Annotated in this window: 22 protein-coding genes and 1 pseudogene; 1 reads left to right on the forward strand and 22 read right to left on the reverse strand. The window is 37.3% G+C overall.

What is annotated here, in order from left to right; all coding sequences use genetic code 11:
• The first annotated feature begins 241 nt into the window (after positions 1-241).
• Positions 242-901 carry a CatB-related O-acetyltransferase gene (locus CS562_RS13675; protein ID WP_099856334.1) on the forward strand — a complete coding sequence of 220 codons (660 nt, stop codon included), beginning with the start codon at positions 242-244 and terminating at the stop codon, positions 899-901.
• 111 nt (positions 902-1,012) lie between these two features.
• On the opposite strand, the gene glnA is transcribed toward CS562_RS13675, so the two are convergent.
• The 22 genes and pseudogenes from glnA to CS562_RS13775 form a co-directional block, all read right to left on the reverse strand.
• Positions 1,013-2,341: a type I glutamate--ammonia ligase gene (gene glnA, locus CS562_RS13680; protein ID WP_076289091.1), complete on the reverse strand. Its 1,329-nt coding sequence runs from the start codon at positions 2,339-2,341 to the stop codon at positions 1,013-1,015.
• 129 nt (positions 2,342-2,470) lie between these two features.
• The gene (locus CS562_RS13685) at positions 2,471-2,884 is read right to left on the reverse strand and encodes a MerR family transcriptional regulator (protein WP_063563200.1); all 414 of its coding nucleotides are present in this window, start codon (positions 2,882-2,884) and stop codon (positions 2,471-2,473) included.
• An 83-nt stretch (positions 2,885-2,967) separates the two neighbouring features.
• On the reverse strand, positions 2,968-4,221 hold the full coding sequence (locus tag CS562_RS13690; RefSeq protein ID WP_099856336.1) for a methionine gamma-lyase family protein: 1,254 nt from the start codon (positions 4,219-4,221) through the stop codon (positions 2,968-2,970).
• 84 nt (positions 4,222-4,305) lie between these two features.
• Entirely contained in the window at positions 4,306-5,592 is a 1,287-nt protein-coding gene (gene hflX / locus CS562_RS13695) for a GTPase HflX (protein WP_076289089.1), read from the reverse strand.
• Positions 5,593-5,711: 119 nt separating this feature from the next.
• Positions 5,712-6,128 (reverse strand): annotated as a pseudogene (locus CS562_RS13700) (AAA family ATPase); the annotation flags it as partial.
• Positions 6,103-7,767, reverse strand: a complete 1,665-nt coding sequence (locus CS562_RS13705; protein ID WP_099856338.1) for a recombinase family protein — start codon at positions 7,765-7,767, stop codon at positions 6,103-6,105. The pseudogene CS562_RS13700 and the gene CS562_RS13705, both read right to left, overlap by 26 nt.
• Positions 7,768-7,822: 55 nt before the next feature.
• Positions 7,823-7,984 (reverse strand): hypothetical protein, encoded by a 162-nt coding sequence (locus CS562_RS32910; protein ID WP_180287122.1) that lies wholly within the window; start codon positions 7,982-7,984, stop codon positions 7,823-7,825.
• Positions 7,974-8,549, reverse strand: a complete 576-nt coding sequence (locus CS562_RS13710) for a Holliday junction resolvase RecU (RefSeq protein ID WP_257219480.1) — start codon at positions 8,547-8,549, stop codon at positions 7,974-7,976. Before CS562_RS13710 ends, CS562_RS32910 begins: the two co-directional genes overlap by 11 nt.
• A gap of 4 nt (positions 8,550-8,553) precedes the next feature.
• Positions 8,554-8,757 (reverse strand): hypothetical protein, encoded by a 204-nt coding sequence (locus CS562_RS13715; protein WP_099856342.1) that lies wholly within the window; start codon positions 8,755-8,757, stop codon positions 8,554-8,556.
• A complete protein-coding gene (locus CS562_RS33435) occupies positions 8,750-8,884 on the reverse strand; it encodes a hypothetical protein (RefSeq protein ID WP_257219481.1) in 135 nt (44 codons plus the stop codon). Before CS562_RS33435 ends, CS562_RS13715 begins: the two co-directional genes overlap by 8 nt.
• A complete protein-coding gene (locus tag CS562_RS13720; RefSeq protein WP_306554179.1) occupies positions 8,885-12,100 on the reverse strand; it encodes a PHP domain-containing protein in 3,216 nt (1,071 codons plus the stop codon).
• An 81-nt stretch (positions 12,101-12,181) separates the two neighbouring features.
• Positions 12,182-13,162, reverse strand: a complete 981-nt coding sequence (locus CS562_RS13725) for an AAA family ATPase (protein ID WP_099856346.1) — start codon at positions 13,160-13,162, stop codon at positions 12,182-12,184.
• Positions 13,163-13,256: 94 nt separating this feature from the next.
• Positions 13,257-13,556 carry a hypothetical protein gene (locus CS562_RS13730; RefSeq protein WP_099856348.1) on the reverse strand — a complete coding sequence of 100 codons (300 nt, stop codon included), beginning with the start codon at positions 13,554-13,556 and terminating at the stop codon, positions 13,257-13,259.
• Positions 13,526-14,506 carry a ParM/StbA family protein gene (locus CS562_RS13735; protein ID WP_099856350.1) on the reverse strand — a complete coding sequence of 327 codons (981 nt, stop codon included), beginning with the start codon at positions 14,504-14,506 and terminating at the stop codon, positions 13,526-13,528. The genes CS562_RS13730 and CS562_RS13735 overlap by 31 nt, the downstream gene beginning before the upstream one ends.
• 201 nt (positions 14,507-14,707) lie before the next feature.
• A complete protein-coding gene (locus tag CS562_RS13740; RefSeq protein WP_099856352.1) occupies positions 14,708-15,199 on the reverse strand; it encodes a hypothetical protein in 492 nt (163 codons plus the stop codon).
• A gap of 419 nt (positions 15,200-15,618) precedes the next feature.
• Entirely contained in the window at positions 15,619-15,807 is a 189-nt protein-coding gene (locus CS562_RS13745) for a hypothetical protein (protein ID WP_099856355.1), read from the reverse strand.
• Positions 15,808-15,842: 35 nt separating this feature from the next.
• Positions 15,843-16,331, reverse strand: coding sequence for a hypothetical protein (locus CS562_RS13750; RefSeq protein ID WP_099856358.1), 489 nt, complete (start codon positions 16,329-16,331; stop codon positions 15,843-15,845).
• Positions 16,324-16,572 carry a hypothetical protein gene (locus tag CS562_RS13755; protein WP_099856361.1) on the reverse strand — a complete coding sequence of 83 codons (249 nt, stop codon included), beginning with the start codon at positions 16,570-16,572 and terminating at the stop codon, positions 16,324-16,326. Before CS562_RS13755 ends, CS562_RS13750 begins: the two co-directional genes overlap by 8 nt.
• 48 nt (positions 16,573-16,620) lie before the next feature.
• The gene (locus CS562_RS13760; RefSeq protein WP_180287123.1) at positions 16,621-17,262 is read right to left on the reverse strand and encodes a sigma-70 family RNA polymerase sigma factor; all 642 of its coding nucleotides are present in this window, start codon (positions 17,260-17,262) and stop codon (positions 16,621-16,623) included.
• 182 nt (positions 17,263-17,444) lie between these two features.
• Positions 17,445-19,274 (reverse strand): hypothetical protein, encoded by a 1,830-nt coding sequence (locus CS562_RS13765; RefSeq protein WP_099856366.1) that lies wholly within the window; start codon positions 19,272-19,274, stop codon positions 17,445-17,447.
• Positions 19,275-19,811 carry a hypothetical protein gene (locus CS562_RS13770; RefSeq protein ID WP_099856368.1) on the reverse strand — a complete coding sequence of 179 codons (537 nt, stop codon included), beginning with the start codon at positions 19,809-19,811 and terminating at the stop codon, positions 19,275-19,277.
• Positions 19,808-20,167 carry a hypothetical protein gene (locus tag CS562_RS13775; RefSeq protein ID WP_099856370.1) on the reverse strand — a complete coding sequence of 120 codons (360 nt, stop codon included), beginning with the start codon at positions 20,165-20,167 and terminating at the stop codon, positions 19,808-19,810. Before CS562_RS13775 ends, CS562_RS13770 begins: the two co-directional genes overlap by 4 nt.
• Between the last annotated feature and the right edge of the window lie 21 nt (positions 20,168-20,188).

Below are 20,188 nucleotides of genomic sequence, written 5' to 3' on the forward strand. Positions count from 1 at the left end.
TTTGTCTATATTTTCTCTCCCTGAATTTTTTCTTCATTATATACACTTTGAGGGAGAATCCACACTGACATCTCTTTATTAGAATAAGATTGACAAAAAAGGAGGTCATTGTTATAATCGCCCTCATATCTTAAGGAAGGATGATTCAGATGATTCGTCGTCTAAAAAAACTAAAGAATGTGGCTACCGCATCACGCTTCTAAGTTACTCAGAAATAAAACTTAGAAGCGAGGAAACTAAAATGAATATAAACCAATTTAATCACTGGTCTGAAATTAAGTATTTAAAGGATATTGTAACCAATCCATTAATCGAAGTCGGCGATTACTCTTATTACTCCGGTTATTATGATAACAATTCATCTTTTGAAGACGGATGCGTGAGATATTTATGGGGAGATGACAAATCCAGGATCTTATTCAACCCCATTGAGGACTTTGGATGGCAAATAGATCGATTGATTATTGGTAATTATGTATGTATCGCAGCCGGTGTTTTTATTCTTATGGGAGGAAATAACAATCATCATGCGGAGTGGATCACTGTTTATCCGTTCGCTGATCAAATTAGCCATTCCTTCTCACCCAAGGGAGATACCATTATAGAAAGCGATGCATGGATCGGCATGAATGCAATGATTATGCCTGGTGTTACCATTGGTGAAGGTGCGATTGTTGCAGCAGGCTCAGTTGTAACAAAAGATGTCGCCCCTTACACGATAGTTGGTGGCAATCCTGCAAAAGAAGTTAGGAAGCGTTTCTCAGAAGAAGAAATCATGAAGTTAAAAGAAATGCGCTGGTTTGATTGGAAAAGAGAATCAATTGAAGCAGTCACTCACTTACTTTCTAGTTCTTCAATTAACGAGTTATATGAGCACTACTTATCAGAAATTAAGGACTGAGTTCCTATAGATATAAAGCTAGGTAGAATATTATTCTACCTAGCTTTTTTATATCTCCCGCCAAAAAAAAAGAAAAACCCCTCAGCGCTAAAGCGCCAAGGGATTCAGCTATTAGTACAACGTGATATATTGATCGCGTTCCCATTGGTGGACTTGTGTACGGTACATGTCCCACTCAATTTCTTTCAGCTCGTAGAAGTGAGCCAGGGCGTGGTCGCCGAGAGCATCACAGATAACTTCGCTGCGGATCAATTCGTTCAATGCTTCTTTCAGGTCAGCCGGCAAGCTTGGAATGCCTTCTTCCACACGCTCTTCTTCTGACATGATGTAGATGTTACGGTCAATCGGAGCAGGTAAGGAAAGCTCACGTTTGATTCCGTCCAGACCTGCTTTCAATAAAACAGCCAAAGCCAAGTATGGGTTAGCAGCCGGATCCGGATTACGAACCTCAACACGTGTACTCAGACCACGGGAAGCTGGAATACGGATCATTGGGCTACGGTTACTGGCGGACCATGCTACATAACAAGGGGCTTCATAACCTGGTACAAGACGTTTGTATGAGTTCACAGTTGGGTTCGTAATTGCTGCAAACGCACGCGCATGCTTCAAAGTTCCAGCCATGAAGTGACGTGCAGTTTTGCTCAGACCCAGCTCGTCAGACTCGTCTACAAATGCGTTCACTTTGCCTTGGAACAAGGATTGGTTACAGTGCATACCAGAACCGTTCATACCAAACAGCGGTTTCGGCATAAAGGTAGCATGTAGACCATGCTGACGTGCAATCGTTTTAACAACGAGTTTGAACGTTTGAATCTGGTCTGCTGCTTTTAGAGCATCAGCATATTTAAAGTCGATCTCATGCTGACCTGGAGCTACCTCATGGTGGGAAGCTTCGATCTCAAAGCCCATTTCTTCAAGTGTGATAACGATGTCACGACGACAGTTTTCACCAAGATCGGTAGGCGCAAGGTCGAAATATCCACCTTGGTCATTCAGTTCGTTAGTCGGGTTTCCTTTTTCGTCTGTTTTGAACAAGAAGAACTCTGGTTCAGGACCGACGTTGAAGGAAGTGAATCCCATTTCTTCGGCTTCTTTCAGGTTTCGTTTCAAGATGCCACGCGGATCCCCTGGAAACGGATTACCATCCGGAAGATATACGTCGCAAATCAGTCGAGCAACACGGTTCTCGGCTACCCAAGGGAAAATGAGCCAAGAATCAAGATCAGGATAGAGGTACATATCAGATTCTTCGATACGCACGTAACCTTCAATGGAAGAACCATCAAACATCATTTTATTGTCCAGAGCCTTGGTTAGTTGGCTCACAGGAATTTCAACGTTTTTGATTGATCCAAGCAGATCGGTAAATTGCAAACGAATGAATCGTACATTTTCTTCTTTTGAGATGCGTAGTATGTCTTCTTTAGTAAAACTCACGATACCCTCTCCCTTTCTTCTCTGCGTATTTGGCTTGCCTGTTATATTTGTACATTAGAATATTGCACGGGTCAAGGAGTCCTCCTACCCAAAAGCAGGATTTCCCCTGACCTACGAGGTTATACGAACTTATTTTTTATTAAAGAATCGGGAAAGCTCTCCCTGGATGAGAGATACTTGTCCAGGTCTCTTACCTGACACCAGTTGTTGTTTAAGCAGACGATGCAGTTGGGAGTCCGACAGCTCTCTGCGTTTTACTTCCGTATCGGCTGTAATAACCGTTGCTTCTTCTGACTCTTTGGATACAGGATTCATCACTTGTTTAATGCCCGCGATGTTAACTCCTTTTTCAATCAGAGCCTTGATTTCCAGCAATCGTTCTACGTCATTGAAAGAGAACAAACGCTGATTACCTGACGTTCTCGCAGGAACAATCAAACTGTGCTGCTCATAATAACGAATCTGACGCGCGGACAGATCTGTAAGTTTCATTACAATACCTATCGGGAATAAGGCCATATTTCTGCGAATTTCGTCACCCATCATTCATCAACCTTCCAGTCATCTATTCTTCACTCTATTGTACATTTAGTTATTACCAAGTGTCAATGATGTGTTAGATAAACTCACAATAATTTACGTTCTTTCATCGTTTGTAATGCCATCAAAACGCCATATTTAACATGAGAGTATGTTAAACCACCCTGCATATAGCCAATATAAGGCTCACGGATAGGCGCATCTGCAGATAATTCAAGGCTTCCACCCTGTATAAACGTACCTGCCGCCATGATGACAGGATGCTCGTAACCCGGCATATCCCACGGTTCAGGAACAACATGGCTATCTACCGCAGCAGCCCGCTGTATTCCTTGTACAAAGGCAATTAAATGTTCGGCCGAACTGAATTGAACAGCCTGAATCAGATCTGTACGCATCTCGTTCCATGCCGGTTTGGTTACAAATCCAGATGCAGCAAACATCGCCGCAGCGAATGTGCTGCCTTTAATGGCCTGTCCCACAATTGTCGGAGCCATGTAAAGTCCTTGGTAGATGCCACGAGTTGTTCCCAACATCGCGCCAACTTCACCGCCAATTCCAGGAGCAGTCAAACGATAGGCAGCCAATTGTACGTACTTTTCCTTCCCGCATATGTATCCACCGGTTTCCGCCAGACCTCCACCGGGATTTTTAATCAGTGAACCTGCCATCAGATCTACCCCGATTTCAGTTGGTTCACGTTCCTCCGTGAATTCACCATAACAGTTATCCACAAATACGATGACATCTTCCTTGATCGCCTTTACACGTGCAACCATATCAGCGATTTCTTCAATACAGAAGGAAGATCTCCAATCATATCCTCTGGAGCGTTGAATACCAATGACTTTTGTCGCTGCATTGATACTTTTCTCTACTGCCGTCCAATCTACTCCTCCATCTTCTAACAGAGCCGTCTCTTGATACCCAATGCCGAAATCCCGTAACGATCCTGTCCCATCACCAGGCTTGCCAATGACCTTATGCAATGTGTCATAGGGCTTACCCGTAATGTACAATAACTCGTCACCTGGACGGAGCACACCGAACAAAGCTGTAGCAATCGTATGGGTACCAGACGCAAAATGGGGACGCACCAGTGCCGCCTCTGCACCAAACACATCGGCATATACTTCATCAAGCACCTCACGCCCCCGATCGTTATACGCGTAACCCGTTGAACCCGCAAAGTGAAAATCGCTGACTTTTCTACGTTGAAAAGCATTGATTACTTTCCATTGGTTATGATCGGTGATCCGGTCAATCTGTTGCAATTGCCCCGCAATCTGACTTTCAACTTGTCGTTGAAGTTCAATAATCTCTGAATCAAAGCTTGCCATCTTACTTCATTCCCCTTCATAGCACGAATCTGACGTCAAACATCAATTATCGTGTCAACTTATCATACAAATATGTCATCGATGTTACAGTTGTATGAAATCTTCAAGTAAATAACCGAATTTCTCATATTCGCCTTTTTGCAGTTCCACTTCATAAATTACATCATTATCTTCAAATGTGGTCTCAACCACATCACCAATTTTGTAAAGTACAGATGTAAGATCCCCACGCTCAGCCGGAATACGGAAGCGTTTCGTGTCACCAGTCAATTCAGCCTGGATAAGCTCCCGAATTTTCTGCAAGTCATCGGCATCCAGAGCGCTCACTTTGATATGCTCTTTATCCAAAGGAAGCATTTCAAGTTGCTCCGGTGTACAAGCATCCTTTTTGTTATACAATACCAATTGAGGCTTGTCCCCTGAACCCAGTTGCTGCAAAATGGTGTGTACCGTTTTCATCTGATCTTCACGCATTGCAGACGATGCATCGACCACATGTAATATAAGGTCCGCTTCATTCACTTCCTCCAGCGTTGCACGGAAAGCCGCAATCAGATCATGAGGAAGGTTCTGTATAAACCCAACCGTATCAGTGAGTACGATTTCTTTACCACTTGGCAGTTCCATCGTCCGAGAGGTTGGATCCAGTGTGGCAAACAGCTGGTCTTGAATATACACATCTGCCGCCGTTAATTGTTTAAGCAAGGTGGATTTACCCGCATTCGTATAACCTACAAGGGCTACCTGAACGATCCCTGTCTTTTTGCGACGCTCCCGGTGCAGCTTGCGATGACGTGTCACTTCTTCCAAATGACGCTTCAAGTCATCTATGCGGCCACGAATATGTCTACGATCCGTCTCTAGTTTACTTTCACCTGGACCCCGCGTTCCAATTCCGCCACCAAGTCTGGACAAATTCTTCCCGTGACCCGACAAACGTGGTAACAAATAGCTCAACTGAGCCAATTCAACCTGAATAATACCTTCTCTCGTGTTGGCGCGCTGCGCAAAGATATCCAGAATCAGCTGGGTGCGATCAATAATTTTGAGATCCAACGCTTCTTCCAGGTTACGCACCTGAGCACCGGACAGCTCCTGGTCAAAAATAGCTGTTGTTGCTCCCATTTCCTCAGCCACTGCACGAAGTTCTTCCACTTTCCCCTTACCAATGAACCATTTGGTGTCCCGGGTTTTCAGGTTCTGTGACAATACACTCAGCACTTCTACGCCTGCCGTCTCCGCGAGTTTTACCAACTCCTCAAGGGAGTACTCCGGGTTAATACCTGAACGTTTGACCTCATCGGTAACCAGACTCACCAATACGGCGCGATCCTTCTTTACCATATCTGTATCATGTGTGCCATTTGTCATCGTGTATATTCACTCCTTCTATTACGTTTCCGCATATATTCTGTGCCACCATGGTTCCATGGCATGCTTTAAGCCGAACCGGTTAACCCGGCCGGCTGCTTTAAAAACTATATTATCGCTTACTTTTGATCAAACTTCAAATCCTCTGTGCGGATAGTCATCAGCTCCAGTTTTCCCGGATTCCCCTGGGTATACTGTTCCAATAGTCGAACTGCCTGATGGCGAATCGATCGTTCAATGGCATTTCGGACATATCGGGCGTTGCTAAACGCATGAAGAGACTCATTTTTTTCCTGAAGCAGATGCTGCTTTAGTTTGAGTATGGTCTGTGGCATGAGAATATAGTCACGTTCCTTGGCCATAATTTCGGAGATTTGAATCAATTGATCAATGCTATAGTCTGGAAATTCAACCTGGATCGGAAAACGGGAAGGTAATCCGGGATTCGTCTGTAGAAAAAAATCAATTTCTTCCGAGTAACCCGCCAAAATGAGGATAAATTGATTCTTATTATCCTCCATTGACTTGGCGATTGATAGAATCCAAATAAGAATTAGTAGAGTCACTTTCATACTGTTTATCATCTGAGACGAACTTATAGACAATTTCTAGTTTTTTATTGTCATGTAGTACCACTTTATCAACGAAGACACGCAATATTTTTCTCTTATCTTCCATTTTTAAATTGTTTTTTATTATCTTTTGATATTTACTCAGTATTGAAACGGCTACATTGATATTCTCGTCACTCTCTTGAGCAATATGAATGTTGTAAGATATTGCAGCAAGTTCCTTGTTAAGAGCTTCAATCTCATCTTCAACTGGCTTAATTTTGTTTGCTAACTCATCTTTAGATTTGATAAATCCATCAGCATAAAGGTCAATATATCTAGCTTTTGAGGCATCTTTCTCTCTTATTAACTTATTTAAATTATCTCGATTCTTTTGCAATTCAGTAATTTTTGATGCATCAGAAGCCCTTTCTAAAATTTTATCGATCAACTCTTTGGGGTTATTGATGATCTTAAGTACTTCACTCCATATTATAGTATCAATCATATCCACACGCCAGTTGTCTCCTCTACATGTTGAGTTAGACTGACCAGTTTCAATACTATAGGATTTCTTAGCCTTTCTTGTACATGTGTAATACTTAAGAGTGCCGCTTTGAGTTTTAGTTGTTATTCCTGATGATACTGCCGCTCCACATCTTCCACATTTAGCGATACTTCTTAATAAGTAGTCTTCTGATGGCTTGCCGCTGTTCTTATTATTGTCATCAAGACATTTCTGTAGTTTCTTATATCGAACCTCATCTATGTACTGTGGAATGATGATCTCCTGCCACTCATCCCTAGGTTTTGGAATTTGTTTCTTCTTTCCAGATACCTGCACTACTTCCGTCTTTCCATAATAATAAATTCCTTTGTATGTTTCGTTTCTTAATATACGGCTGATTGTTGCTTGATACCAAATATCCCCCTTTGGAGCTAAGTATTTTTTTATGGCTAGATACTCTGCAACCTCTGAGCAAGTTGAACCTTCCAAGATCATTTTTACCATGATCGAGTATCCTTCTTTTTCAGTTTTGTTCTCAATTAATGTATTCAGGTCTTTATCGTAATCGTAACCATAGATTTTGTTCATTCCGGGAATCTTGTTATCAGCAACCATAGCTCTTCTTCCACGCTTAGTGTTAGCAAGAATCTTAGCTTTGTTGTATTGAGCAATAGAACCTTGAATATTGTAATTCAACATTGACTCTGCATTGCCTTTTTGTAAGTCAAACTCAACGAAATGAAGATCGCATCCAAGTTCCCATATCTTATGTGTGATTTGTTGTTGTAAATGAAGATGTCTACTTAGTCTGTCTGGATGCAAGAAAATTACTTTGCTCCCTAAGCCCTTTTCTAATAGAAACAATATGTAGTTGAGCATAGGTCTATTAGGATTGTCTCCTGATTCTGCTTCTTCTCTGAGTACAATAATTTCATCTTTACTAATATCAAACTTTGTTTTTGCTTCATTAACACATATCTCAATCTGCGATTCTAAAGAATAGTTGTCTATCTGTATTTCTGATGATACACGGGTATAAACAATAGCCTTGATCTTTCCGATCAAGGCCTCAATTTCACTACGATTTAGCTTTTCCATATCCTTTAAAACAATCATATAACATCACCTTGTTTTATTATTTTTATTCTTATAATTATAACACTAATTTATTTTAATGACCATCTTCATCTGAGTATTTATTGAGAATATCTTCAATCCAACTCATAAGCCTACCTTCAATCTCTTCTTTAGATTGGGCATAATCGTTCTTATCTATATAACTGTCTACAACAGTGTATTCAGCCATTCTCTTTTCTCTGAGTTTAATGTTCAATTGTGACTCCTTTCAACTTGGTTCCATATGTATTAATCGCATCCTCTATAAAATCTTTTAAGTGGTAATGCCATCTCGTTCTAGGTTTAAATCCTTTAATCTCGATTCCTATCTCTTCGCATATTGCAATTGAAATACTACTTTTATTTACTTTGCTTCTATATGTATGTTCCTTGATTTGATTCTGAGCTATGTTTTGATACTTCAAAAATTCTTCTATATGTATAAAGTACACTTTGTTATCAGGCTCTCTGAAATTCATAATAAACCCTGATATGACACCTTCATATGCATTTGCTTCATTTAGTTTATCAATCTGATGTTGTTTGATTACACTTTCTTGAAAGCTAATTGATTTATCTTTTGTAGACTTCAGTTCTAGTGTGAATAAGTGACTTTTCGCAAACATCATACAGTCATAGTCATTCTTTGTTACTCTAACTCGTGAACGAAGATCTACAGGTATAAGAGTGTCTTTCAAACGAACAAAGAACACCTTCTCCGCCCCTTGTGCTGCTGACTTTTGAAAGTCCTCTTCAAACAACTTACCTTGATTTGTAGCCAATAAATCATTCCTCTCCTGCAATTAATCGTTTAGCGTCTACTGCCTTAAACAAACAATCATATGTATCATGCACACAAACCCCATACACATCTAAAATTTCTTCCCCAATATTGATAGTTTCCCCACCAAAACAAGTCGAATATTGAATTATCTTTTCTTGTGGATCAGGGAAGTGGATATAGTAATAATCACTATCGAATCTATCCATTTGTTTTCTCAATTTTCTCATTCAACAACTGATTAAGAACCGTTCCTACAACCTCTGTGTATTCATCCTCAGTCAACTTACGTCCAATAATCCGTTCAATCTTTGATTTGCTAAGCTTGTTTTCCATTTAAGTATTCTCCTTATTCTTATACTTATTGTAGCCAGTGATCCAAGTTTCTGACTGATTTGTTTCAATGAAATTTCCATTCCCATCAGGCACAGATTTCATTTTTTTCTTAAACTCAGTAATCTCAATTAAATCACCGATATCTATTCTTAAATCTCTATCCTTAACATTGAATGTCTTTTTGCTCATTTTGAAGATACGGGTTTCTCCTTTTTGAACACCGTACAATGTCAATTTTGGAGAATACTTTGTATCAATATCCGTTACTACACACCATCCAGAACTTGTATCAGGATATTTGACATCTGCATAACCCATGTGCTCAATCTGAAACATAACTGTTTCATTTGGAAGAATTGCTGGTACTTCTTGATTCTTTAATTCAATTTCAATTTTCTTTAATTCTATGAGTCGTTGTTCTATTGTTTTTTCTACATATGTTTTTTTATATTTATACTTACCATCTGAGAATTCCTTGAACAAGACAGAAAGATACCCATTGTTACCAAACATACCGAAATAATTAAGCATAATGAGTATTTTTAATTGTCTAGCATTAACTGAAGTTTTTAGATTTATATCAACTAATAAGTCTACAAAGCTTTCATATGTATTTTTGCCAATCTCAAATAGTTCTTCGGCTACTTTTACATTCATGAACTTAATTCCTGATAGATCGGCATAGATTGAATTTCTCTTCTCATCTGCCACAAAACTTCTATTATCAGTCCCAAACTTTATGCCACCATCTTTAATTCCGAATCCTTTCTGCATTTCTTCTTTAAGAAGACCAACCTTATCTTTGTTTTTTTTCTCTGAAAAATGCCTCAATAATGATTCATAGAAATAGATCGGATGGTGACTTTTTAGATATGCACAATATACGGAATCAAGTGCATAACTGTACGCATGTGACGCATTAAAACCGTATCCACTTGAATCCTCTATAATCTTCCACACTTTATCACTCATATCAAATGCTTCTTGTTGAGATACTGATTCTCTCTCAAGTATCTTGTCACTGAATCCTTTTAGGAATCGTTCTTTTAAAGGCTTTACTACCGCTGGCTTCTTCTTACTAATTGCCTTGATAATTCCGTATGTTTCATCTGAGGGGAATCCCGCATAAGCAAGTGTAGCCATGGTCTGTTCTTGATATAGTACAAATGAGTTCTTCATTTCTTCCGTTTGAATGAGATCATCGAAACTGCTAATTCCATAAGCGAAAGGTTTTCGTGTTTCAAAGGTATGGTACATGGACTTAAATGATGGTCTGATAGCTGCTATAAAAGCTGTCAACTCAGATATGTTTTTAGGCTGATATTTCATTGCTTTTTGAGTGGTTGAATATTTCTCAACCTGATTTACACCTACTGTTAGACCTTTAGCATAGATATCCCAGACCTTATCGTTATCTTTAATGACGTTAAGAAGTTCTGTCTCTGAGTGTACGGGTAGTCCTATGCGTTTATATGTATCATGTGTAGTTTTAACCACATCAACCTTAAGCAAATCATTCTTAAGGAATTTTTTTCGTTCAGCAATATCGCCGTCAATTAAAGCTGCTATGACTTCTTTCTTTGTTGACTCACTTTTGATTCTGATTAAACCAATTTCTTCCTTGATATTTCCTTGGTATATTAGGTGTCCACATGGATGAGGTTTTTTGTCCGAAATGATTCCGGTGTATTTTTCACTTTCTTTGATTAGATGATGATACTTTTTATCAACATAATCATAAACATCGATCAAATCTTGCTCATCATCTTCTGCATATTTCAAATCATTTTCGTATTCCTCAAGCTGTTTTGAAACTTCGTTTGCAATCTCAAAATCAAGATTCTGAGATTTAGCATACATTTTAAATCCAGACTTTCTTTTGAAAGTACCGTATGCAATCATTGGGTATGAGTGACCTTCACCTAGTACTTTGGTTTGAGCAGCAATAAATACTTCTGGGTTTCCTAAGTTCAAATCAAGATCGGGTAGGGATTTCGTTTCTAGGATACGGCTTTCGCTCATAAATCTTTCAGGGTAGAGATGTACAGGAGCAGATATTCTATCTACTTTTGAGAATCCTAGCAATGTATTTGTATAGAACGAAACCCCAGACCCACGGCCTGTAGAGGTAATGATTCCGCCCATATCAACAGCTTCTTCTACTATCTTATGATCAATCAAGAAATAATCAGACATTTTTGTGTTTATTACTACCGAACCTTCTTTTCTAATCTCATCTATGTATTTAGCATGTTTCTCTTTTGGGATACTTTCTTTCGCTTCTCTCCATTTTTCATTCAATAGCTGCTTATATTTATGATCTCGTTGTTCTTGTGTTAACTCTGGATATAATGTGGGGAGTTTAATTTCATTGCTAAACACCTTAATTAAATCAGAGTCATAATCATCAAAATCCATGAAAGTTAAGGTGTTCTTAATTGCTTTATCAATCTGTTCTTCATTTAGAATTCCTTGTTCTATAAACCGTCTTTTGAGTGTTTCTCCATCAGGGTAATCCATGAACCATCCATCTTCATTTTCATAAACAATACCTTTTGCTTCTAAAACCGCATCACGGTCTTTTGCCTGTTCGGGATAAATGAAGTGACTATCACATCCTGCAATCAACTCGATATTATGTTTCGCAGATAAATCTAGAATTTTTCTATGAAGCGTTTTCTGTGTGTCTGTGTGATGTGCTTGCACTTCAAGCATAAAGTTTTTACCGAAATAAGAATTTAAATCGAGAGCAATCTTTTCAATATCTTCATATTGCCAGAAAGCTATACAAGCACTGGTGACAAATACTTCATTAGGATCGAGCGTAGAAATCAAATCTAAATCAATTCGAGGCTTATAATAGTATCCCGTCTCGTTGGCTTCAGATAAGATACGATTAATGTCACGCCTTCCCTTCTCTGATTTGGCAAATAAACACATATGTCCATTGGTATTATCCTTCTCAAATCGATCCTTAACCCAGTATGCTTCAGTTCCAAAGATGAACTTCAAGCCTTCTTTTTTAGCGACATCATAGGTATCAAAGTACCTTCCTTGAAATCCATGTTCCATACTGGAGAGAATTTTATGGTCAAGTTCCTTTGATCTTCTTACATAATCATCTATCTTGACTGAACAGTCAGGAGTAAAAATATTTGAGTAGTCCCTGTGATTGTGATAGTTGCAAAATACACAAATGGTTATCGACCTCCTTATTCTTGATCAAATATTGATTTTATAGTGATTTCAGATGTGTGTTTACATAATCATCACCTCCTTTAAGTCTCATTAGAGACTCTACACAGTATAAATTCCTTCTACTTTTTTGGATTCGGTTAAATTGGATGTAATATCTCGCATTGTAATTTCCATTAAATTTTGGCGAGTCATCTTTTCTCGTCTCTTCATCAATCTCACAGCCTGATGACGAATTGCTTTCTCGATTACATTGCGAACATATCTAGCGTTACTGAAATGAATCCTTAAGTCCTTTTCCTCTTGAATAATGTACTTAAGTTTATCTGCTGCATCATTTGTAAAAGTATAATCTTTTTCTGATGCCATTTTTAAAGCAATCAACATTAATTCATCTGTAGAGTAGTCATCAAAGTTGATCTGAATAGGAAACCTAGAGGGTAATCCCGTATTGATCTGAAGAAAGTCGTCCATCTCTATGGGATATCCAGCTAATATGATGATCAGGTCATCACTTTTGTCCTCCATAACTTTCACAAGCGTGTCTATAGCCTCTTTACCAAAATCTTTTTCTCCACCACGGGCAAGACTATACGCCTCATCGATGAAAAGTATCCCGCCCATAGCCTTTTTAACAAGGTCGCGAGTCTTCAAGGCTGTATGACCAATGTACTCCCCAACTAAATCGGCACGTTCAACCTCAATCAAGTGGCCTTTACTGAGTACACCCATTTTGTTAAGCATTTTAGAGATAATTCTTGCCACTGTAGTTTTTCCAGTTCCGGGATTACCCTTAAATATCATGTGATATACTTGCTTACTATTCTTTAACCCCTCTTCACTACGATACTTATTTATTTGGATCAAAGAATAAATTTCGTAAATGAGATCCTTTACCTTATCCAGCCCAATCATTTCGCCCATCTCACTAAAAATGTCTGCTGCGGATTCATTATGATTACTTGTTAATGACTTCTCCTCACTTTGCTCTAATGGTGCTTTTAGTCCATCATCAGCATTGAATACAATATTGATCCTTGAATCATTAACAGTAATTCTTCTGACGCTCTCGTCCACAGTCATCACCTCGTTAAGACAGTATATGCGACTGTGTAAGTGCAAAATGCACATCTGATTTTATTGATTATAATCTATGTATAGTAGGCCGAAGCCTACATTAAGAAGTAAGAAATTCATTCAGTTTAGCATCTAAGTCGTCATTGTCTTCAGTATTATCTAAACTTACATCTTCCATGATTACTTGGTCTTGCTTGTCTAATTCAGTTATTGTAGTTTCACTAAATAACTGTACCCCTTTAATCATTGGCTCTCTCCCTGTATGACCAAATAAAAGTTGCCTTAGCGCTTCCCTAACTATATCAGCCTCATCATAATAGATTGGAAGTTTATCCATAGCCAATCGAATATCATCATCTTTAAGTGGTCTTAGGCGCGCAATAACATGTTGCTTCCCCACAATCGCACACCCACTTTCTCATTCCCGTTGACCTGATCGAGTTGACCATAAAGAGATTTTTCTTCAAGTTTCAGATATTCATATATGTAACGTGCAGCTCCACCACCAATCATATACATATCAAAATTGATGTTTAAACCTTCAATTTCATTCTGAATCTGTATTGCCAATGCTTTAAATGCTTTTGCAACTAAGTGACGAATATCTTTTCCTTCATATGTACCACTGATCACATATTTATCTAATTCATAAATAGCAGGGGCAGTTCCAACTAATTCTTGTAGATACTTTCTTAGTAATTTATATGCTTTTTCTACACCCAAGAATAAGCTAGTTGATTCCTTCATTATCTCTAGACCATCTAATCCGAGTAAATTCAATGTATAGAATCCTAGGTCCACAACAAGAATCTTTTTCTTTGCATCACCTTTGTTTTGGATTTTTCCTGATTCATTTAACAGGTGATTCATCGCAATACCATAACCCTGAGGAACTATTTTATATTTATCGATGTTGAGTTTAACTTTATTGAAGCTACTACGACCTTTCTTTATCTCGAAAGGATTTGAGTCAGCCAACCTTACAATCATCTCTTCCATTTCAGACATCTGATTAAAGTAAAACAGTATTGGTAATCCAGTAATGAGATTGAATTTTTTACTTCCGTTTAAATATCCCAATCCAGTTTTAAGAATAATCTCAGATGTCATTGCTTCGCTCTTTTGTTTATTAAGTGTGAAGTATTTTATTTCACTCTGTCTTAGAGCTAGATCTCCCACAAACATTGTGTCCTCATAGAAAAAATCATTGGGTTTAATATTCGTATCAAACATTGGCTGTGCTTCTCCAGCAATGGATGGTTGGACAAATAGTTTCTTATTCTTTTTTCCTTTTGCCCAACTAAATCCAAGATCAAACACACTTATATCTTCGGTCAATATAGAAGACATGGTATAACCTCCTTATCAATGTAAATACAAAGCGGTTAATCTGAGTACGGCTGTCTCAATTCAACTACAATGTAATACAAACTTATAAATCGATTATATCATCAAATGTGTTAAAAGTACATATTTTTATTCTTAATGTATATTTTAAAATCTTCTTTATTACAGACTCACCGTAGGTATCTCAGTAAAATTGATGTTTCATCAGGAATTGCTCTTCATAAAAGCCTTATGTTTCAAGGATAATTCAGTTAGCCATTCTTCATTATTGCATCTTTCTGTTCGTGTATCCAAGGCAAGGTCAATCATTGAACGTATTTGATCTCCATTAAGGTCAACATCATCAACTTCTATATCACAATAGAAATTCACATTTTCATGATACTTGCCGGGATTATCGATACTATTCAATTTGTTTTCTATGTATAGTTCTAAATTTACTTTTGCTTCTGGATATTCTTTCTTAATCATACCAACTGCTTCATGATATGTGAGTCTCCTTAAGTGGTCTCCATCAAATTGAAAGTTAAGAATGAAACTATTAAAGTGAAGCCGTCTTAGCGTGTAGTCGTATGTTACAGTTTTCTGATCGAAGATGTATTCTATTTTTAATGGCTTATCTTTAAATGTTGGATAGAATACTCTTAAATGTTTATCAAAAAGTTTAAACAATTCTTTATCGTTTAGTTTGATCATATGTATTTACCTTCCTATTAATATGGATCGTTCTCGGTCTGGTAATATTCTATGCCGTAGTTTAGCTGCCACTCTACAAGTTTAACTATGTATTTGTCGTACTTCTCTTTCTCAATCAATCCCTTGTCAAATCTACTATTTAAAATCTTTGTGTAGCTTTGAATCTGAATAACGCATCACTCCTGTTCTCTATTTTACTTTTAAAGGTGTGTAACAAACTGAACAAATAATCCATGTACATGTGTCTAAGCAATTTGAAAACTGATACCACTTAGATGGCTCAAACCATTCCTTAGTGGATGTGAATTTAGGTGTAGCTTCACAGTTACTGCAATATAGAGAATCGGTGTTGCTATGTATTCTTGCAGATGGTTTATATCCCAAAATTCCTATGTATTTTTTTAATTGGTTATCCACCCTTATTTTACAATTCTTAAAAATGGGTCAAGTTGATCTTTATAATACCCCTTTAATTCTCCATCATTAAACATCAACGAGTACATTATTTTTCCATTGGGATGCAGAAATGAATCTATAAGATCTCCCACTTCACCATGTTTATTATCGATGATGTAATTCACAATGTACTTAGTTACTCTTGCTCTCATTGTCTCCTCCTACTATTATCAGCAATATTCATCTTTTACAAAGAATCATTCAATTCTTTTAGTTGATTAATTACATCACGCATGTACCAATACAAGTCACTTATTTCCTCAGACTTGTACCCATCAAGAAAAATCCAATAACACTCATTCTCATACGCCACATTGACAGCTCTAACACTATAGATTTTATGCCATCCGAGATGCTTTTCCTTTAATCCACCATTTTGTTCTATGTATTGTTTAAACGCTTCATTAAACTGTTCATAACATTCAATAGCTTGAGTCATATTCTCAAATCCCATGTATCCCTCGACTCCGACATGATACCGATCTTTGTCTGAGTACCAAACCTTGTCTTTCCAAACACTAAAGTCGTCACCTTGCCAATCAAACACTTCCTCTGCGTGTCCATTGCTTGCTGCTTCATCGAACTTTCCCTGTCTGTAAGCTTCGTTATAATAACTTTGTCTGATTGGTTCCATTTCTTCTGAGTAGAAAAGTTCTTTTAGTTCCGAATTATCCATTCACATCTTCCTCTCCGAAGTATTCTTTAATCGCCTTATCAATATAACTTTTTCCAATATTTAATGCATAATGCCTATTGAATACTGTTTGGTATACTAGAGGACATATTTTCTTTTTGATTTTTACATTGTGACTATGAAATAATCCGATTCCTTCAATCCACTCTGAATTATTTTTATATGTGATTTTATATGTAATTTCATCATGCACATAGTACTTAATGATTTTATTTCTGCTCAAGATGTTCCTCTTTTCTATGTAAAATATAAGTTTCATTCAAACTATGTATTATGCAAATGCTGGAGCTAATTTCTTCACACTACTTTTAAAATATTGATGCGCGGCCTGTCTCGATACATTCATTTCTCTGCCAATATCAGAAATACTCATACCATCGAAAAAATACTTACGAGACACAATCTTCTCTTTTGGGGTTAATATACGTTCAATCTGTCCACTTAGTACATTGTCAAACATGGAGTCTTCAACAGCAATCAAGTCAAGATGACTATCATCTGCCAATATTTCTGACAATAATTTTTCGCTGCCTCCTGAGTTTGTCTTGTAAAGATTGTTATCCATACTAATGCTGCTATATTTGCTACGACACTTCATACCTTTTGCTCTGGCATTTGCTGAGAACTCTCTTACTACCACCTTTGCTAAATAAGTGGAGAATTTAATATTCTTAGTGTGGTCATATGTCTCATAAGCTTTTATTAGTCCAACCATCCCCATACTAACTAACTCATCTGGTTCTTCAAGTGAGCCGCTAGTTAACGTCTTGTTAGCCAATTTGACTACAAAATGCATGTTGTTTTTGATAATTTTGTCTTTTAATTCTTTGTCTCCTGTCTCTTTTGCTAGTTTAATCATTTCTTCATTGTTAAAATTTGCGATACGCTTCTCCAGTTTGATGCTTATTTTCATTGTCTCCACCATTGACTACATATTTAATGTAGAATCTTTCTTTTGTATTGTTGATTTAAATGACACTTCAAAGTAAAATTAATCCTGCAAGGGTAAATTAGATGGTGAATCGTATGAAGAGTCGTTCCTTAATTGGAGCGATTTCTTTTTTTCTTCTTAAAACAAGTGTTTTATTAAAACTGCTATGCCAGCGCCAAACCATTAATCAGACAGTCATACAAGTCATTCGGTCTTTCTACGCCATCAAAATTCATAAGACTAACCGCACGAACAATTTCTTTCAAGTTACCTAAGAGAAATCTATAGTCACTAATATCTAAATTCTCATCGCTACTCTCTCGAAGTTTGCTATCATCTATTACCGATCTGTCTATGTATACTTTATTGTTTATGTAGTCATGTACCGCTACAAATTCGTCTTCAATTTTTTCAATCGTATGGTTTAATACCTCAATTTGAGTTTGCTTTAGCACCATTACGTCACCTATGGCGAAGATATTTCTACTGAATCCGATCATCCGACTAATCATGTCCAATAACATTAGGGCTCGGCTTTCTTTTTTGCTCAGCTCAGTATTTGAGATGGATGCTTTAATCAAAGTGCTCTCAGTTAGTTCTGAAATGTGTACAATGTTTTGTTCCTTCCCCAATGTTTCTAAAATTCCACTTTCTAACTTATTCCTAGACACAATTACCTTGAGTTTGTAATGCTCTGCAATTTTAAATTTCTTTTCATGTTCAACTATTTGATCGAATGATAACCAGAACACTGGTTCAGAGTCAAAGTCAATCTGTCGTCCTTTTCTTTCTTCGATTTTATCCTCATCAATTTTAGGTTCACTTCGTCCACCAGACGACCCTTCACTTCCATACCAAGTAGAAATACCATCAGCTTCAGGTGCTTGTCGTTTTACCTCTTGCGTGAATTCTATTTCTTTATGATTCGATTCGGACTGTTTGGCAGCTTCTGATTTAATGAAAACCTCATATTGGTTGACGCTTCTGATCTCTGGATTCTTCCTTTTAGCCAAAGCTATCTTACTTAAGTATTTGGAATCATTTTCATTTTCTGTATCAAACACAAGGAATGACATCTCATTTTTCAATTTATCTTTGTCTGCATTCCATGAGATAGCATCGATATGTTTTTCAATGTGTCTCTGTTCCCCTTGTAGGAAACTGTTATTAGCAAGCTCTTTGGTATATTCAGATATTTCCTTTAAAAATAATATGTATTTGTCATCTCTAATGATGTCTTTGCGATCTGGAGAGGTTAGATTTAAGGTTTTATCATTGATGTGAAGATCGCCTTTAACATAATAGTAGTTATCAAGTTTCGTCACCAACCTACCTTTATAAAACACTTTTAATTCTTGACTGAATCCTGAGTTCAATGCAATCCAACCTTGAATATTATCTGATTCAATTACACTAGAAAACACACTGCCATCTGTATCAGTCAAATTCTTTTTCGGTTGAAGTTTATCATCACAATAGATATCTAACTCATGTATGTATTTTCCCAACAACTCAATTCGCTCTCGAATTAGAGATGGTGCTACTTCTGTAAAGTCAAAATTATTTAGTATCAATTTGAAACCTTCATATGTATTGTCTGTCTCAGTTACCTCTATGTCTGTTTCGTTATTCTGAATCATCTCGCCAACATTAAATACAATATGCTTGTTTCCCGTAAACACTTCAATATGATCGCTCACAGTAATGTTGCTGAAGAATCCCATTCCAAACGGCGACTCTGATTTTTGAATATCTTCATCCCACTCTGACTCAGCGATTGAAAATAGGGCTTGTGGATTGGCTAGTGCTTGACCATTATTTTCAATCGTAACTTTCTTGTTGTAGTAGTCTATTGTTACATGAACCTCAGTAGCTTTGGCTCGTTGAGCGTTCTGAATATCTTCATCAAGGAATGACAGCTTGTCCTTGAATGTACTCTGTCGTAGCAGTTTTAATTGGTTAATTACATTAACCTTTACTTGAACATTACTCAATTAATTGTCCTCCTTTTTGGGAGAAAACATATCAACCGCATCCACAACATCTAATTCATATTTTTCATTTTTGTAAAGTTGAGCTACACCTTCATTCATTAAAATACTCTTTTCCCACATGAGTAGTTTAGCGTTGTCTTTTTGTAATCCCTTAATCATATTATCGTTGCTATACATCTTACTCCTAATTGACTCGACAACTAAACCAGCACTCTTTTTAGCGTTTCTATTGACCAGATACTTTTCACCCCGATATCCCCTAGGAATATGAAGTTTGTCTGTTTCATCATAAAGACAAAACTCTTCCTTCGTTACTTCTTTGGCATCATCTACCATCATTACAAAACTCATTCGATCCTCAATACCATTTACCAGATACCATTGTTCATTATTATCAAACTCCTTCGTAATGCTGTTACTCCAATATGTATCGAAAGCCCACATAAGTCCATTCTCACTCATAGCCGTATGCACAATTCCATGCCTACAACCTGTGCTGCTATTATCAATCCTATAAATCGCTTTTTCTTGAATCATTTCATCTCTCCTAATTTGATTGTAGGATTTAACACTGTCAACAAATCTTCAATCTTAACATGCGAATATCTAGCGGCTTCATATCTTGCTGCTCTCCAAGTGTCTTCATCTATTTCTTTGTCCCTAAACTCTGCAACTATCTTATTCATGAAACGTTTAGCATTTCGATTTATATCAGTGTACTCAACTGTACTCAATGGTATCGCACTCTGAGTTTTCTCATTGAATCCAGAGCAGATTCGTCTATCATAAACTTCAGTCTGATAATAATATTCAAGCCACTTAACAAATGCATGTTCATAGTGCACTTGGCTTGGTGAAGCGAATATCTCATAATATTCACGATGAAAGTCCATGATTCGATCTCCTTTCTCTGT

This window comes from Paenibacillus sp. LK1, assembly GCF_002750415.1.
Classification (GTDB): Bacteria; Bacillota; Bacilli; order Paenibacillales; family Paenibacillaceae; genus Paenibacillus; species Paenibacillus taichungensis.

What these genes read in the sequence shown, in the direction of transcription:
- CS562_RS13705 (WP_099856338.1), bottom strand. Translation starts at nt 7,767, where the DNA reads ATGATTGTTTTAAAGGATATGGAAAAGCTAAATCGTAGTGAAATTGAG.
- CS562_RS13675 (WP_099856334.1), top strand. Translation starts at nt 242, where the DNA reads ATGAATATAAACCAATTTAATCACTGGTCTGAAATTAAGTATTTAAAG.
- CS562_RS13685 (WP_063563200.1), bottom strand. Translation starts at nt 2,884, where the DNA reads ATGGGTGACGAAATTCGCAGAAATATGGCCTTATTCCCGATAGGTATT.
- CS562_RS33435 (WP_257219481.1), bottom strand. Translation starts at nt 8,884, where the DNA reads ATGGAAAACAAGCTTAGCAAATCAAAGATTGAACGGATTATTGGACGT.
- CS562_RS13725 (WP_099856346.1), bottom strand. Translation starts at nt 13,162, where the DNA reads ATGACTGTGGACGAGAGCGTCAGAAGAATTACTGTTAATGATTCAAGG.
- CS562_RS13745 (WP_099856355.1), bottom strand. Translation starts at nt 15,807, where the DNA reads ATGAGAGCAAGAGTAACTAAGTACATTGTGAATTACATCATCGATAAT.
- CS562_RS13775 (WP_099856370.1), bottom strand. Translation starts at nt 20,167, where the DNA reads ATGGACTTTCATCGTGAATATTATGAGATATTCGCTTCACCAAGCCAA.
- hflX (WP_076289089.1), bottom strand. Translation starts at nt 5,592, where the DNA reads ATGACAAATGGCACACATGATACAGATATGGTAAAGAAGGATCGCGCC.
- CS562_RS13740 (WP_099856352.1), bottom strand. Translation starts at nt 15,199, where the DNA reads ATGATCAAACTAAACGATAAAGAATTGTTTAAACTTTTTGATAAACAT.
- CS562_RS13715 (WP_099856342.1), bottom strand. Translation starts at nt 8,757, where the DNA reads ATGGATAGATTCGATAGTGATTATTACTATATCCACTTCCCTGATCCA.
- CS562_RS13750 (WP_099856358.1), bottom strand. Translation starts at nt 16,331, where the DNA reads ATGGATAATTCGGAACTAAAAGAACTTTTCTACTCAGAAGAAATGGAA.
- CS562_RS13735 (WP_099856350.1), bottom strand. Translation starts at nt 14,506, where the DNA reads ATGTCTTCTATATTGACCGAAGATATAAGTGTGTTTGATCTTGGATTT.
- CS562_RS13690 (WP_099856336.1), bottom strand. Translation starts at nt 4,221, where the DNA reads ATGGCAAGCTTTGATTCAGAGATTATTGAACTTCAACGACAAGTTGAA.
- CS562_RS13760 (WP_180287123.1), bottom strand. Translation starts at nt 17,262, where the DNA reads ATGAAAATAAGCATCAAACTGGAGAAGCGTATCGCAAATTTTAACAAT.
- CS562_RS13770 (WP_099856368.1), bottom strand. Translation starts at nt 19,811, where the DNA reads ATGATTCAAGAAAAAGCGATTTATAGGATTGATAATAGCAGCACAGGT.